Source organism: Paenibacillus mesotrionivorans, from assembly GCF_046098205.1.
GTDB classification, from domain to species: Bacteria; Bacillota; Bacilli; order Paenibacillales; family NBRC-103111; genus Paenibacillus_AR; species Paenibacillus_AR mesotrionivorans.
This window is the reverse complement of sequence record NZ_JBJURJ010000002.1, coordinates 171,877-186,437: the sequence shown is the minus strand read 5'-3', so window position 1 is coordinate 186,437 and position 14,561 is coordinate 171,877. Positions and strand designations below refer to the sequence as shown.

General features: G+C 56.5%; 12 protein-coding genes. 11 read left to right on the top strand and 1 reads right to left on the bottom strand.

The window, feature by feature from the left end:
* Nucleotides 1–161 precede the first annotated feature (161 nt).
* The 10 genes from ACI1P1_RS03260 (at nt 162) to ACI1P1_RS03215 (ending at nt 13,222) form a co-directional block, all read left to right on the top strand.
* Complete coding sequence (locus tag ACI1P1_RS03260; RefSeq protein ID WP_416214928.1) at nt 162–1,418, top strand: CapA family protein; 1,257 nt, start codon at nt 162–164, stop codon at nt 1,416–1,418.
* A 367-nt stretch (nt 1,419–1,785) separates the two neighbouring features.
* Nucleotides 1,786–2,286, top strand: coding sequence for a crossover junction endodeoxyribonuclease RuvC (ruvC, locus tag ACI1P1_RS03255; RefSeq protein ID WP_416214927.1), 501 nt, complete (start codon nt 1,786–1,788; stop codon nt 2,284–2,286).
* Nucleotides 2,283–2,924, top strand: coding sequence for a Holliday junction branch migration protein RuvA (ruvA, locus tag ACI1P1_RS03250; RefSeq protein WP_416214926.1), 642 nt, complete (start codon nt 2,283–2,285; stop codon nt 2,922–2,924). The genes ruvC and ruvA overlap by 4 nt, the downstream gene beginning before the upstream one ends.
* Before the next feature lie 98 nt (nt 2,925–3,022).
* A complete protein-coding gene (ruvB, locus tag ACI1P1_RS03245) occupies nt 3,023–4,030 on the top strand; it encodes a Holliday junction branch migration DNA helicase RuvB (RefSeq protein WP_416214925.1) in 1,008 nt (335 codons plus the stop codon).
* 16 nt (nt 4,031–4,046) lie between these two features.
* Nucleotides 4,047–6,155, top strand: coding sequence for a SpoIID/LytB domain-containing protein (locus ACI1P1_RS03240; protein ID WP_416214924.1), 2,109 nt, complete (start codon nt 4,047–4,049; stop codon nt 6,153–6,155).
* A 5-nt stretch (nt 6,156–6,160) separates the two neighbouring features.
* Nucleotides 6,161–7,222 carry a tRNA preQ1(34) S-adenosylmethionine ribosyltransferase-isomerase QueA gene (gene queA, locus ACI1P1_RS03235; protein ID WP_416214923.1) on the top strand — a complete coding sequence of 354 codons (1,062 nt, stop codon included), beginning with the start codon at nt 6,161–6,163 and terminating at the stop codon, nt 7,220–7,222.
* Nucleotides 7,223–7,249: 27 nt separating this feature from the next.
* Nucleotides 7,250–8,383, top strand: a complete 1,134-nt coding sequence (gene tgt, locus ACI1P1_RS03230) for a tRNA guanosine(34) transglycosylase Tgt (RefSeq protein WP_416214922.1) — start codon at nt 7,250–7,252, stop codon at nt 8,381–8,383.
* A gap of 124 nt (nt 8,384–8,507) precedes the next feature.
* A complete protein-coding gene (yajC, locus tag ACI1P1_RS03225) occupies nt 8,508–8,867 on the top strand; it encodes a preprotein translocase subunit YajC (protein ID WP_416214921.1) in 360 nt (119 codons plus the stop codon).
* Nucleotides 8,868–8,981: 114 nt separating this feature from the next.
* Nucleotides 8,982–10,121: a response regulator gene (locus ACI1P1_RS03220; protein WP_416214920.1), complete on the top strand. Its 1,140-nt coding sequence runs from the start codon at nt 8,982–8,984 to the stop codon at nt 10,119–10,121.
* Nucleotides 10,121–13,222 (top strand): hybrid sensor histidine kinase/response regulator, encoded by a 3,102-nt coding sequence (locus ACI1P1_RS03215; RefSeq protein ID WP_416214919.1) that lies wholly within the window; start codon nt 10,121–10,123, stop codon nt 13,220–13,222. Before ACI1P1_RS03220 ends, ACI1P1_RS03215 begins: the two co-directional genes overlap by 1 nt.
* A gap of 58 nt (nt 13,223–13,280) precedes the next feature.
* Here ACI1P1_RS03215 and ACI1P1_RS03210 read toward each other — a convergent pair whose 3' ends face one another.
* Nucleotides 13,281–13,667, bottom strand: coding sequence for a TIGR04086 family membrane protein (locus ACI1P1_RS03210; RefSeq protein ID WP_416214918.1), 387 nt, complete (start codon nt 13,665–13,667; stop codon nt 13,281–13,283).
* Nucleotides 13,668–13,875: 208 nt separating this feature from the next.
* Here ACI1P1_RS03210 and ACI1P1_RS03205 point away from each other — a divergent pair, with 208 nt between their 5' ends.
* Nucleotides 13,876–14,559, top strand: coding sequence for a DUF421 domain-containing protein (locus ACI1P1_RS03205; protein WP_416214917.1), 684 nt, complete (start codon nt 13,876–13,878; stop codon nt 14,557–14,559).
* The last annotated feature ends 2 nt before the right edge of the window (nt 14,560–14,561 follow it).

The following is a 14,561-nucleotide window of genomic DNA, read 5'->3' as shown; positions in this document are numbered from 1 at the left end:
CAAGCTCTGCAACAAAAACCTCCTCTTTCTGCGTCTGAAAGGATAAGTGCGGGTATCCGATACATACACTATCAATAAAAATGGCGTGACCTATCGGTTTACGAGGGGGACGCTAGAACAAACGCACTGCTTACGGCAGCGCAGGAAAGGAGCGGTGTCTTATGGGCCGTAAAACCGCTATTATTGCAGGACTGGTTATTCTCTTGGCATGCGGAGCCTGCGGAGATGCCGAGGGAAGCCGCAAGCAGAATGCGGTGAAGGGAGGGGAGACGATAACGCCTTCACCGGGCGCATCGGCGCCTGTTGCTTATGGCGGCGAAAGCTCTGTCTTGCCGCAGGTTTCGTCTGTACCGCTCCCTACACCCACTCCCATGCCTGTATCTCCCGTAACGCATAAAGCGGGTTTGGCTGCCATCGGGGATGTATTGATTCATAACAGCGTCTACAATGATGCCCGCACCAAGGACGGCGGTTTTGATTTTACACCCATGCTGGAGCCGGTTAAGGGGCTGTTGGCCCAGCCGGACCTGTTGGTAGCCAACCAGGAGAGCATCACCGGCGGGGAGGAGCTGGGTTTGTCCTCGTATCCCCAATTTAACAGCCCGTTTCAGATCGGGGATGCACTGCTCGACGCCGGAGTGGATATGGTCACTATGGCTAATAACCATACCTTGGATAAGCGTGAAAAAGGGGTGCTGTCCGCCACTGCCTACTGGGATAAAATCGGCATGCCTTATACCGGCGCATTCCGGAGCGCCGAGGATCAGGCGAAGCTCCGTATTTTGGAGCGCAACGGGATCAGCTTCGCGTTTTTGGCTTACACCTATGGAACCAACGGTATTCCCGTCCCGGAGGGCAAGCCTTATCTGGTGAATCTGCTGGACCCGGTTTTGATGGAGAAGGAAATCCGGGACAGCAAATCCCGGGCTGATTTCACCGTTGTTTCCGTCCACTGGGGCACGGAGTACCAGGAGGAGGCTAACACCACACAGCGGGAGCTGGCGCAAAAAATGGCGGATTGGGGAGCGGATGTGATCATCGGCACCCATCCCCATGTGCTGCAGACCATCGAATGGGTAACCGCCGCCGACGGGAGAAGGACACTGGTTATGTATTCCCTGGGAAATTTCCTGTCGGCCCAGGAGAAAACCATCCAGCTTGTAGGCGGCATCGGCCAGGTGGAGGCGGTAAAAACCGTTACGGGGGACCGGGTGGAGCTGCGGCTGGAGAAACCTGCTTTTACTCCCGTGTACACCCGTTATATCAATTGGCGGAATTACCGGGTCATTCCGATGGGCGACCTGGACGGGACGTCTTACAGCCAGCCCAAGGCTGTGTGGAGCAAGATCAAGGACCGGATGCTCCGGGCTATGCCAGAGCTGGAGGTGCGTGACGGGGCTGGAGACACGGCCTCCTGACAGACGAAGGAACCCCCGCCCCGGCAGCTGGGCGGGGGTTCTTTTGGCACGTGAGCATGCTAACGAATATCACGGCGTTATTTTGCCAAAGAGCCTTTTCCTGTTTTAACGAATCTGAGGACGCTTATTTCTCCTCAACAGGCTCAATTCAGCCAGCTCAGATTCGTTACATTTTCACACATGCAGATTTTGCGGAAATAAGCCTTCTGGCATTCGTTAGAGTTTGGCAAGTAAAGACCGCACCGCAGTCTTTTTATCCCCGAATTGATTCTCCGGAAGGTACTCAAGCCTCTTATAATCTGCTATAATGTCAAAGAAGGAATACATATGTTCGCCTGCAACCGGCGGATTTGACAGGAGGACTCTCGTGCGGATTCTGGGAATCGATCCGGGTATCGCCATTGCGGGCTTCGGGTTCATCGACAAAGAAGGAAGCAAAATAACACCCGTTCAGTTCGGCTCCATCCAGACGGAGGCGGGGACTGACCCGGGGCTGCGACTTAAGCAGGTATACGAGGCTGCGGTGCAGCTTATCGATACATACAAGCCGGAAGCGATGGCGGTAGAAAAACTGTTTTTTAACCGCAACGTGACGACGGCATTTACCGTTGGGCAGGCCAGAGGGGTGATCATCCTGGCTGGCGTCCAGGCAGGGATTCCAGTGGCGGAATATACGCCGCTTCAGGTGAAGCAGGCGGTGGTGGGCTACGGCAATGCCGAAAAGAAGCAGGTGCAGGAGATGGTGCGGATTTTCCTGAAGCTCCAGGCTGCACCCAAACCTGACGATGTGGCGGACGCGCTAGCCGTTGCCATTTGCCACGCCCATTCCTGCACCTTAACTCAAAAATTGAACGGAGCATACAAATGATTGACTTTTTGCGGGGTACACTTGCGTTTGCGGATACGGATTTTGTGGTGCTGGATGTGCAGGGGGTGGGATACCGGGTGTTCTGCGCCAATCCCTACGCCGTCTCCGCCCAGGAGAACCAGACAGTGATGATGTATATCCACTATCACGTCCGGGAGGATGCGGTCCAGCTTTACGGCTTCACCTCACGGGAGGAGCAGTCCTTATTCCGGCGTCTCTTGGAGGTATCCGGCATCGGCCCGAGGGTGGCCTTGGGCATTCTGTCGGCAGGGCGCCCCGATGAAGTGGTGGGTGCCATCTACCAGGAGAATCTGAGCTTCCTCATGAAGCTCCCCGGCATCGGCAAAAAAACAGCCCAACGGATCATTCTGGACCTGAAGGATAAGCTGGCCGATCTGCCTATGGCTGTATCCGCTGCCGCGCTGGCAGGCGGAGCATTGTCGGCGAAACCCGGCAAACCCGCCGGTGCCGGACATGGCTCCCGGGAGTGGCTGGAGGCCAAGGAGGCGCTTCTGTCCCTTGGTTATACGGAGCCGGAGGCGGACCGGGTGTGGCCGCAGGTGCTGGAGAAGGCGGGAGAAGCCGCTTCGGCGGAAACCATGGTGAAGCTGGCGCTCCAGGCCCTGTTCCGGGGATAAAAACCATCCCCAATTTCACATTAGAAACAACAACAGCATCGCTCTGGGATGTGTTTGCTAACACGCCTACAACGGTTTGAGGTTTGGGAGGGGAAAGCATGGAGGACCGGATCATCTCCGCCAATTTTATGATGGAAGATCAGGTGATGGAGCTAAGCCTCCGTCCCCGTTATCTGGCGGAGTATATCGGCCAGGCTCAGGTTAAGGAAAATTTGAAGATATATATCGAAGCGGCCAAACAACGCAAGGAGTCCCTGGACCATGTGCTTCTCTACGGTCCGCCGGGACTGGGCAAAACCACCCTGTCCACCATTATCGCTAATGAATTGGGCGTTAACATCCGGACCACCTCCGGTCCTGCTATAGAACGGCCGGGAGACCTGGCCGCCATTCTCACCAATCTCCAGGAGGGCGACGTGCTCTTCGTGGATGAGATCCACCGGCTCCACCGGACGGTGGAGGAAGTGCTGTACCCGGCCATGGAGGATTTCGCGCTGGATATTATTATCGGCAAAGGCCCCAGCGCCCGTTCCGTGCGGCTGGATCTGCCGAAATTCACCCTCATCGGCGCCACCACCCGGGCGGGGCTGTTGTCCGCTCCCCTGCGGGACCGCTTCGGGGTAGTCAGCCGTCTGGAATATTATACCGAGGATGAGCTGACCTTCATCGTGTCTCGGACGGCGGATATTCTGGGAGCGCAGATTATCGGTGAAGCAGCCCGGGAGGTGGGCAAACGCTCCCGCGGCACCCCGCGGATCGCCAACCGGCTATTAAAGCGGGTCCGGGATTATGCCCAGGTGAAAGGTGACGGCGTCATTACCCTGGAGCTGGCCCGGATGGCCCTGAAACAGATCCAGGTGGATGACCGGGGTTTGGACCATATCGACTACAAAATGCTGGAATCCATTATCCGTATGTTTAACGGCGGTCCTGTAGGCCTGGATACCATCGCAGCCACCATCGGCGAGGAAAGCCAGACCATCGAGGACGTCTATGAACCGTATTTGCTCCAACTGGGATTTATCCAGCGGACGCCCCGGGGAAGAACAGCCACACGTCTGGCTTATGCCCATCTGGGCATCACTCCCCCGGAGGATAAGCAGTGAAAGGAGAACCTGCATCATGATGAAGCCTGTTATCGGCATTGCCACCGCGGCCTTCCTAGCATTCAGCGCCACACTGCCCGCCCTGCTGGCTCCCGTCACACCGGCTAACGCTGCTGCGGGCACTGTTACTGCGGAGAATATCCGGGTTGCGCTTATGCTGGAGTCCGGCAAACTTAAGTCCACAGCCGTCTCGGTAACGATATCCTCTCCGGGAGGAATAACCGCAGCCTTTCGTTCGGCAGCGGGCGCCGTGCCGTTTCCGGCCGATGCGCTTCCCTTAAATACAGTCCGTGCATCCGGCGACCAATTCCGGCTGAAGCTTCTGGAAACCGCCGATTTTGCCCAAGCCAAAACCTTGAAGGACCAGCTGGCCGCTTCCGTCCAGCCGGTATTCCTGCTGGCGGAAACCCGCAGCGGGAAGCCGGCCTACCAGGTGGTGGCCGGTGATTACGCCACCAAAGCGGCTGCCGCTAGCGCCCTGGCAACCCTGAAGCTCCAGCCTGCATTGGCTTTGCTATCCTCCTCCCCGCAGGTGCAGGGGCCCTTCCGGCTCAGTGCAGGCAGCTACGCCAGCCATGGGGAAGCGGATAAGGCCAGAGCGGTTTTTGCCAATCAGGGCTTTGAAACGGCAGTGGTGTTGACCAATAAAACCGGCGCTGCCGCATCGTATGAGGTATGGCTCGGCGCGGAGACGGACAACGAGGCCCTGAACGCATTGAAGCTGGCCGTGCTGAAATCCCAGCCCACCCTCCAGCTGGCTGCGGCGGATACGTCCAAGCCTTATGCGGTGAAACGGCAGGATGCCACCTCCTCCGAGAACGGAGCGGCCAATGCCGCCCTGCTGCTGTTCCCGGCACAAAACGCCAAGCTGGATGTGGCGCCTATCAAAGGCGAATTTGCCGTAGCCGAGAAGGCTAACCGCACCTACCGGGGCAAAGCCGAGATTTCATACCACAATAACAAGCTGGCTGTGATCAATGAGCTGCCGTTTGAGGAATATCTGTATTCCGTGGTCAGCGGGGAAATGGGCAAGGGCTGGCCTGCCGAGGCATTGAAGGCCCAGGCGGTGGCGGCCCGCAGCTATGCCAAGGCCTCCGGCATCAAATACGAGATTGCCCATGTGTCGGACACCACCTTGGACCAGGTGTACGACGGCAATGAGGATGCCGATTCCATCGCCGCTGTGAATGCTACGGCAGGAGAGGTGCTGAAGGACAAAAACGGGCCGATTCTGGCACTTTTCTCCGCCAATGCCGGAGGAATGACCAGCGACGGCTCTGATGTATGGGGCAACACAGTATCGTATTTGTCCGTAGGCCCAAGTCCCGACGACGGCGCGGAGAAATCCAAGGCCCTGTGGCACCGTGGTGTGCTGCCCGACGGGCAGGTGGCGTATATCCATTCGGATTATCTGGAGGATACGGGGACGCGGAATACGGCGGGTTTGCCCGTTTACCAAATTACCGAAAATGGGGTTAACGCACGGAAAGAGCCTTACGTGGACAACACCAAAAATCCTGCAGTAGCCAAGCTGAACATCGGGGATAAGGTAATAGTGTTCGACGGAGCGCGGGAATCCAATTCCTATTCCTGGTTCCGCGGCCCTTATGACAGCGGTGAGCTGCTGGCCTTGATGAACAAAACCCTGAGTCAGCCCATAGCCGGCTCTCTTGGCAGCCTGGAGATTACCAAACGCGGCCCTTCCGGCCGGGTAACGGAGCTCACCGCCAACGGCAAGCCGGTGGCGGTTTCGTCCCCCGATGCCTATCGTTCCGTATTGGGGGGACTGCCCAGCACGCGGTTTGAAATTGAACGCAGCGGAGGGTATACTATACAAGGAGCGGGGGGAGCATCTTTCTCTGCAGCCAACGGAACGCCTCTGTACGCCTTAACCGCAAGCGGACAGGCCCAACCGGTTAATGCCTCCTCCTATTTTGTGTTGAACGGGGAAGGCAAGGTCAGTTATTCGGGCGGAGCGGCGGCTATGTATACCATTAAAGGTACAGGCAACGGCCACGGCCTGGGTTTATCCCAATGGGGCGCAAGAGGTTGGGCCGAAAAAGGCTACACCTATAAGCAAATTCTCGCCAACTATTACGATGGCGTAACCCTGACGAAGGAATGAACGGAATGGATGTCAATTTATTTGATTTTGATTTGCCGGAAGAGCTGATTGCCCAGACTCCCTTATTGGCGAGGACGGGCTCCCGCCTTCTGGCGTTGAATAAACGGACCGGGGAAATCGGCCATTGCCGCTTTGAGGACATGGCTGATTTTTTGCGCCCGGGGGATCTTCTGGTGCTGAACGACACCAAGGTTATACCCGCCCGGCTGTACGGCCATAAAGCGGACACCGGGGCAAAGGCGGAGCTGCTGCTCCTGAAATCCCTGGGTGAGGACCGCTGGGAGGCGTTGGCCAAACCCGGCAAACGGCTGAAGAAGGACGCTGTCCTTCATTTTGGCCAGGAGGAGAACGGAGAGCCGCCGCTCACCGCGGTGATTGAGGATGAAGGCGAGATGGGGGCCAGAATCGTCCGGTTTCATTATAAGGGGATTTTTAATGAAATTCTGGACCGGCTGGGTGAAATGCCCCTCCCTCCTTACATTAAGGAGCAATTGGAGGACCGGGACCGCTACCAGACCGTGTATGCCCGCCACGAAGGCTCGGCGGCTGCGCCGACAGCAGGGCTCCATTTTACCAAGGAATTCCTGGGTCGGCTGCAGCAGCAGGGTGTCCGCATTGCCACCGTCACGCTGCATGTAGGCCTGGGCACCTTCCGCCCGGTTTCCGCCGATACGGTGGAGAGCCATGCCATGCATGCCGAATATTATGAGCTGCCGGAGGAAACCGCCGCAGCTATCAATGCTGCCAAAGCGGCAGGCGGCCGGGTGGTAGCGGTGGGCACTACCTCTGCCCGAACCCTGGAAACCGCGGCTAGACGCTTCCGGAAGGAAGGGCAGGACAGCATCCGTTTTGAGGCCTGCTCCGGATGGACGGATATCTTCATCTATCCCGGCATTCCGGTGCTGGCGGTGGATGCTCTTCTGACGAACTTCCATCTGCCCAAGTCCACCCTGGTGATGCTGGTCAGCGCCATAGCCGGACGTGAGTTTGTTATGGAGGCGTACCGCCAGGCGGTGGAGGAGCGCTATCGGTTTTTCAGCTTCGGCGACGCCATGTTTATTTATTAGATATTCCGAGATGAGAGGAAGAGGCTATTGGCTGTCAGATACGAACATATCAAAACCTGCAAACAATCCGGCGCGCGTTTGGGCCGGGTGCACACACCCCACGGGGTGATTGAAACACCGGCCTTTATGCCGGTCGGCACCCTGGCCACCGTTAAGACCATGAGTCCCGAGGAATTGAAGGCCATGGATGCCCATATTATCCTCAGCAATACGTATCACCTGTTCCTGCGCCCCGGCCATGAAATCATCCGCCAGGCAGGCGGTCTGCACAAGTTCATGAACTGGGACCGTCCGATACTGACGGACAGCGGGGGGTTTCAGGTATTCAGCTTAAGCGACATGCGCAAAATCACGGAGGAAGGCGTGGCTTTCCGCTCCCACTTGAACGGAGACAAGCTGTTCTTGTCTCCGGAGAAGGCAGTGGAGATCCAGAACGCTTTGGGGTCCGACATCATGATGGCCTTCGACGAATGCCCGCCGTATCCCGCCACCCACGAATATGCCAAACAATCCCTGGAACGGACCACCCGCTGGGCGGAGCGCTGTCTGAAGGCGCATGAAAATACCCAAAACCAGGCCTTGTTCGGCATTGTGCAGGGAGGCATGTACGAGGACCTGCGGAAGCAGAGCGCTGCCGATTTGACTTCACTGGATTTCCCGGGGTATGCTATTGGAGGACTCAGTGTCGGTGAATCGAAGGAACTGATGTACGAGGTGCTGGAGTACACCACACCCGTGCTGCCGGCCAACAAACCGCGTTATCTGATGGGCGTCGGCTCACCGGATGCGCTGATCGAAGGATCCATCCGGGGTGTGGATATGTTCGACTGTGTGCTACCCACCCGCATTGCCCGCAACGGCACCTGCATGACCAGCGAAGGCCGATTAGTGGTGCGCAACGCCCGGTTTGCCGAGGACTTCGGTCCGCTGGACCCCAAGTGCAACTGCTATACCTGCACCCACTATTCCCGCGCCTATATCCGCCACCTGATCAAAGCGGACGAAACCTTCGGCCTGCGGTTAACCACCTACCATAACCTTCATTTCCTGCTGGAATTGATGCGCAATGTCCGCCAGGCCATCCAGGACGACAGACTGCTGGATTTCCGGGACGAGTTTTTTGAGATGTACGGCATGAATGAAAACGGCCGGGGTTTCTAAGCTTTACCCCCGCACATCATATCGGCCTGCCCCCGGTAAGAGGAGGACAGGCCTCAGGCATCGGGTTTAATGGAAGCACATACATAAACCGCACCATCACTACTATTTAATAGGAGGAATCCGCGTGTTTAACCTTGCAGCAGAACCTGCAGCAGGAGGGGCCGGACTTTTGGTCACCTTCGTACCATTCATCGCAATCTTTGCGATCATGTACTTCCTGATGATTCGTCCGCAGCAAAAGCGCCAGAAGTCCCGCAACCTGCTGTTGGCCAATCTCAAAAAGGGTGACAAGGTCACCACCATTGGCGGACTGCACGGCACCATTCTGGAGATGACCGACGATACCATCGTGCTCCGTGTCAATGATGTCACCAAGATGACCTTTGACCGTTCGGCCATCAACAATGTGGTTCAAGCCGCACCTTCCACTCTGGAGAAGAGGGAAGAGAAGAAAGAAAAGGCCGACGGAGAGATTAAGGACTAATTGCCCAAGAAGGAGCCGGGAGGCTCCTTTTTTTGTTGATTGTGAAAAAAGCATGATTCTTGTCGCAGCCCTGGCGGTTCCATGGTAGAATCGGGAGAGAAGGGAAGGATTGGAATGATACGGGCCTTGCTTGCCGATGATGAACAACTGGCGCTTTTTCAAATGGAACATATGCTGGCCGCTTATCCCGACATCAAAGTGGCTGGAACTGCCATGGACCCTGCCATGATCCTGGAGCTGGCCTCGTCCATCCAGCCGGATGTGGTTTTTTTGGATATCCATATGCCGGATATGAACGGGTTGCGGACGGCTGAGCTGATCCAGCAGGTAAGCCCGGGAACGGATATTGTTTTCGTTACGGCACATGGGGATTATGCGCTGGATGCCTTCGATATTAACGCACTGGATTATCTCCTGAAGCCTATCTCCAAGGACAGACTGGCCAAAACCGTCCACCGTCTGGGGGAACGGTTCAGCCGGAATGCGCCGGAGGTACCGGCTGCGAAACACATGTGTTTACATATAATGGGGCCGGTGGCTTTTTCCAGCGACAGTTCTGCGCCACAGCTCCTGAAGTGGAGAACCTCCAAGGCTCAGGAGCTGTTTTTGTATTTGCTCCACCACCGGAACCGATTTGTGACCAAGGATGAGATTTTGCAGCTTTTATGGCCTGATTTTGATTTCAAAAAAAGCTCCACCCATTTGTATACCACCATCTATCAGATCAAGCAGTGCTTAAAGCAGGCCTCCCTGGAAATCCGCATTCTGAATGCAAGCGGGGGGGATGGATATACCCTGGATATGGGAAGGGTGAAGCTGGATGCGGCGGAATGGGAAGAAAACATCCGCAGCATGAAGGAGTTTCATGCCGCCAACCGCCCCCTTCATCAAAGGCTGTTTGACATGTACCGGGGTGAATATCTTGGACCAATGGACTATCTGTGGGCGGAGGGGGAACGGGAGCGGCTGCGGGTTATCCGGCTCCATCAGGCCTCACAGCTGGCAGATTCCTACCGGAAGGACGGGCTTCTGCTGGATGCGGTTACCGTATTGAAGCGCACGCTGGAGCTGCATCCCTATTATGAAGAGGGGTACCTGTCGCTAATGAAGCTGTACGATGAAATCGGGGATCGTGCGGCAACGGAGGCCTGCTTTGCGGAATTGAAGCGCAATGTGGAGGGAGATCTGGGTGTCAAGCTGTCCTTGAAGGTGCTCCAGTGGTATATTGGCCGTACCAGGGAAAGTGCCAGCTGATGATTCCTTATCGGAAAATGGTGCTGCCCGCCCTGCTGTTTATCCTGGCTCTAACAGGTGTGAGGCTGGTCTGGCTTGTGGCCCGCACGGAGCCTCATGATCCCGCCGCCGTCAAAGGAATTCTGGATTTGCGTCCGTATGGCCTGCCGGGCAGCCGGACAATGAATCTAGACGGGGAGTGGGAGTTCTATCCTTCCCGCCTCCTGGAGCATGTGGAGCCGGACGCACAGCCTGCCCCGTCTCCCACTTATCTCAAGGTTCCCGGCTTATGGAATAAAGCAACCGCGGGCCTCGCACACGAAACCTTTCAATACGGCACCTACCGTCTCCGGATCCTTCTGCCTGATGGGGACCTTGGAGTCCTTGGCCTTTCCATGAAAGATATCAAACATGGCTCCGCTCTATTCGTGGATGGCCGTCCCATGGGCGGCTCGGGTGTGCTTACGGAGGATGCCGGGTCCTTCGTCTCCGGTGTTATGACCTATCAGGCATTTTTTGAGCCGCGGGGCAAAGAGCTGGAGATCATGATCCAGGTTGCGGTAGATACCAGTTATATGTACAAAGGGGGAATTGCCAAATCCCTCAGCTTCGGCGTCTCCACCGCCCTCCAACGGGAGAAGGCGATCAGCTTGATGCTGCAGGGAGCGGTGATATTGCTGCTCCTGCTGCTTATGCTGGTTGTGCTGCTGACCTATCTGCTGGGAAGCCGCTCCCGGATGCTCTTGAGCCTGTTCTGCGGCCTGGGCTTTGGGGTTGCAACCCTGCTTATCTCCGAGGACCGGCTGGGAATGGGCATGCTCCCACTATCCTACGGCGCTTTAATTAAGGTGATTTGGCTGGTGCTGCCGGCCATGTCGGCGGCATGCTTTGATTTTATTGTCAGGCTATTGATGCCCGAACGGATTAATCGCACTTACAGGCTGGCTGCTGGCGCCTTTGCGGTGTGGATGCTGGTGGTGGCGTTTCTGCCCGCCCGGATCGTCGCTTTGCTGGACCCGGTGAACCGTATTCTCTACATGGGTTTCCTGTTGGCGATTATCGCCGTTCTGGTGCTGGCCGTGCGCAGAGGAAAGCAGGATACCATCTATTTGCTGCTGGCTGGCTCAAGCCTGGTCTCGAATTTGGTCTGGAGCAGCTTCAAAACCCACAGCACCCTGAATATGGGCTTTTATCCTGTGGATCTTGTGGTGCTTTGCCTCAGCCTTGCCGCTTATGCCCTGAAGCAGTATTTCCGGAAGGTGGAGCAGGCCAAGGAGCTGGCGTTGCGGCTTCAGCAGGAGGACCGGCGCAAGGATGAGTTTTTGGCCAATACGTCCCATGAGCTGCGCAATCCCCTGCATGGGATGATGAACATTGCCCAGAACGTGCTGGAGACGGAGCGGAACACTATCGGCGCGGAAAGTGCACGAAGCCTGGAGCTTCTTCTGACGATCGGCGGCAGAATGACGCTGATGCTGAATGATCTGCTGGAGCAGGCCCGGCTGCGGAACAAAGGGGTCAGCCTGCAGCTGGCCCCGGTTTCCCTGCAGACGGTAACGGCCGGCGTTACCGACATGCTTGTTTATCTCACGGAGAATAAACCGGTGCGGCTTACGGCATCCATTCCACCCGACTTCCCTCCAGTGCTGGCCGATGAAATGCGGCTGATTCAGATTCTGGTGAATCTGATCCATAATGCGCTGAAGTCTACGGAAGCAGGCTCGGTAACGGTAACGGCACGGCTTGTAGGCAAGGAGGCGGAACTGGCAGTTCGGGACACGGGCATCGGTATGGATGAGGTGACTGCCCGAAGAGTGTTCGAGGCCTATGAACAGGGGGAGTCCGGCCGGGGTGCTGCAGAGGGCGGTTTCGGTTTGGGCTTGTCCATCAGCAGGAAGCTGGTGGAATTGCACGGCGGCGAGCTGGGGCTGGAAACTGCTCCGGGAAAGGGGACAGTGTTTTCATTCCGGCTGCCGTTGGCGCACCAGGCTGGCAGTGTTCCGGAGTTCGTCAGTTCTCTGGCGAAGAAGGTGGCTTCATCTGCAACAGCTGGCACCGGTGAAGCGGAAGCTGTAGATTCGCCTGTGCCTACAGAGCCAGCCGACAGACCCCGGATATTGATGGTGGACGATGATCCGGTAAACCTGAAGGTGCTGACCTCTGTGCTGGCTCTTGACCATTACCGGATTGTTACAGCCGGAGGAGGCCGGGAGGCTTTGGAGAAAATCGGGGAGGGCTCATGGGACTTGCTGATTACCGACGTGATGATGCCGGGTATGTCCGGCTATGAGCTGGCGTCCGTTGTACGTACCCGGTATTCTCTCTTGGAGCTTCCGGTTCTGCTGCTGACGGCCAGGAGCATGCCGGAGGACATTCAAGCGGGTTTCCATGCCGGAGCTAATGATTATGTGGCCAAACCAGTGAATCCGCTGGAGCTTCGCAGCCGCGTATTGGCCCTGACCCGGCTGAAGCAGACCATGGACGAGCTGCTAAGACTGGAGGGGGCATACCTCCAGGCCCAGATTGAGCCTCATTTTTTGTTCAATGCCATGAATTCCATCTCCGCCCTGGGCCAAATCGATGTGGAGCGGATGCGGATGATGATCGATGCCTTCAGCTCCTATTTGCGGATCAGCTTTGATTTTCTGAATACCCGTGATGCCGTTCCCCTTCATGTTGAACTGGAGCTGGTTAAGGCTTACCTGTATATTGAACGGGAACGCTTCGGGGATAGGCTATTGGTGGAGTGGGAGCTGGCGGAACGGGAGGACCTGATGGAGACCCTGCTGCCTCCGTTCACCATTCAGCCTTTGGTGGAGAATGCGGTGAAGCATGGAATTCTGTCCCGCTCCAAAGGAGGCAGGGTGACCATCCGCATCCGCAGCAGCGGAGAGGACGTGGAGGTGGCGGTGGAGGACAATGGTGTCGGGATGGATGCAGAGCAATGCGCGGCGCTTTTCCAGCCTTCCTCCACGCCCGAGCGCAAGGGAGTAGGGCTGGTGAATACGGACCGGAGGCTGCGCAAACGGTACGGCAGCGGTTTATCCGTAACCAGTGTTCCCGGCAGGGGAACCACCGTTTCCTTCACAATCCGAACAGTGAATACCCGGAATGACCCGTAAACGAAAAGAGGGATGGGGGACCCAACAGTCCGCCATCTCTCTTTTGTACCGTTGTACCCTACTTTTTGGTGTTGACCCCGAAGATTCCGCCTACGGCCCCTACCATAAAGGCCGCTGCCGCAAACAGGGCCACACTCCAGTCCATCCCCTTGTCGAAGCTCAAGAAACCGATAATCAGGACAATGATGCTGTACAACAGACCCAACAGCCCGCCATGATACCAGCCCTTCACCCCGGAGCGGCGTCCGCTGGCAAAGCTGCCGGCCAATACAGATAAGCCGTGAATGATCCACGCATAAACCGGCAGGACCTCCTCTCCCTGATCACCGGCCGTCACTGCCACGGATGCGGCCAAAGCGCCCAGAGCCATCACGGCAAAAGCAAAAAACAATCCCCGCAGCATAGGTGACCCGGACCCCACTTGTCCTACTTGCTTGAAATTCATATTTCATTCCTCCTTAGGGCTTTCTTATGGATTGCATTTGCTTGTGAACATCTCTTTGTTCCATTCTATGAACAAGCAGGCCAAATAGTACAAGACTGCCCGGTTTGTCCTTGCTGTTGGGAATAATTGAGGCTCCGGACCGTGTATGAGTGATTTTGCGATGCGCCAAACTACCAGGTGACACGAAACCTGGCAGGAGGGGCAGACCATGGAGATAATACCGCTTTTTATAAGAACGGTGCTGGTCTATGTTGTGGTTTTTCTCACCATGCGTTTGATGGGCAAGCGGGAAATCGGCAAGCTGTCCGTGTTTGATCTGGTTATTTTCATCATCATCGCGGAAATCGCGGTTTTTATCATCGATGATTTGCGTAAGCCCATCCTTCATGGTCTGGTTCCTATCGCCACCCTGGTTCTGATCCAGATCGGTACGGCCAAGCTTTCTTTGCACAGCCAAAAAGCAAGGGAATATATCGAAGGCACCCCCAGCTATCTCATTAAAAACGGCAAGCTGGACCGGTCCGAAATGAAGCGGCAGCGCTACAATCTGGACGACCTGATGGTGCAGCTCCGGCAGAACCGGGTCATGAATGTGGCCGATGTGGAGTTTGCCATTCTGGAAACCTCCGGCAAGCTCACCGTGGTGGAAAAACCCGAGGAGAAGCGCCAGGCGGAGGTTCCCCCCGATCCCTTCGATACGATCCGTTACGAGGGGCTGCCGCTGCCTCTGATTATGGACGGCAAGGTCCAGGACCAGAATTTGTCCAAGCTGGGCAAAACCCGGTTTTGGCTGAAAAGCAAGATCCAGGAGCGGGGGGTGAAGGATTTCAAGGAGGTTTTCTTCTGCTCGGTGGACCACAGAGGGGTCATGTTTCTGGATAAGAAACGGTAAGA

Excerpts from the sequence above, each read along its gene's own strand:
- ruvB (WP_416214925.1), top strand. The coding sequence starts at position 3,023 with ATGGAGGACCGGATCATCTCCGCCAATTTTATGATGGAAGATCAGGTG.
- ACI1P1_RS03260 (WP_416214928.1), top strand. The coding sequence starts at position 162 with ATGGGCCGTAAAACCGCTATTATTGCAGGACTGGTTATTCTCTTGGCA.
- ACI1P1_RS03205 (WP_416214917.1), top strand. The coding sequence starts at position 13,876 with ATGGAGATAATACCGCTTTTTATAAGAACGGTGCTGGTCTATGTTGTG.
- ruvA (WP_416214926.1), top strand. The coding sequence starts at position 2,283 with ATGATTGACTTTTTGCGGGGTACACTTGCGTTTGCGGATACGGATTTT.
- queA (WP_416214923.1), top strand. The coding sequence starts at position 6,161 with ATGGATGTCAATTTATTTGATTTTGATTTGCCGGAAGAGCTGATTGCC.
- ACI1P1_RS03220 (WP_416214920.1), top strand. The coding sequence starts at position 8,982 with ATGATACGGGCCTTGCTTGCCGATGATGAACAACTGGCGCTTTTTCAA.
- ACI1P1_RS03240 (WP_416214924.1), top strand. The coding sequence starts at position 4,047 with ATGATGAAGCCTGTTATCGGCATTGCCACCGCGGCCTTCCTAGCATTC.
- ACI1P1_RS03215 (WP_416214919.1), top strand. The coding sequence starts at position 10,121 with ATGATTCCTTATCGGAAAATGGTGCTGCCCGCCCTGCTGTTTATCCTG.
- ACI1P1_RS03210 (WP_416214918.1), bottom strand. The coding sequence starts at position 13,667 with ATGAATTTCAAGCAAGTAGGACAAGTGGGGTCCGGGTCACCTATGCTG.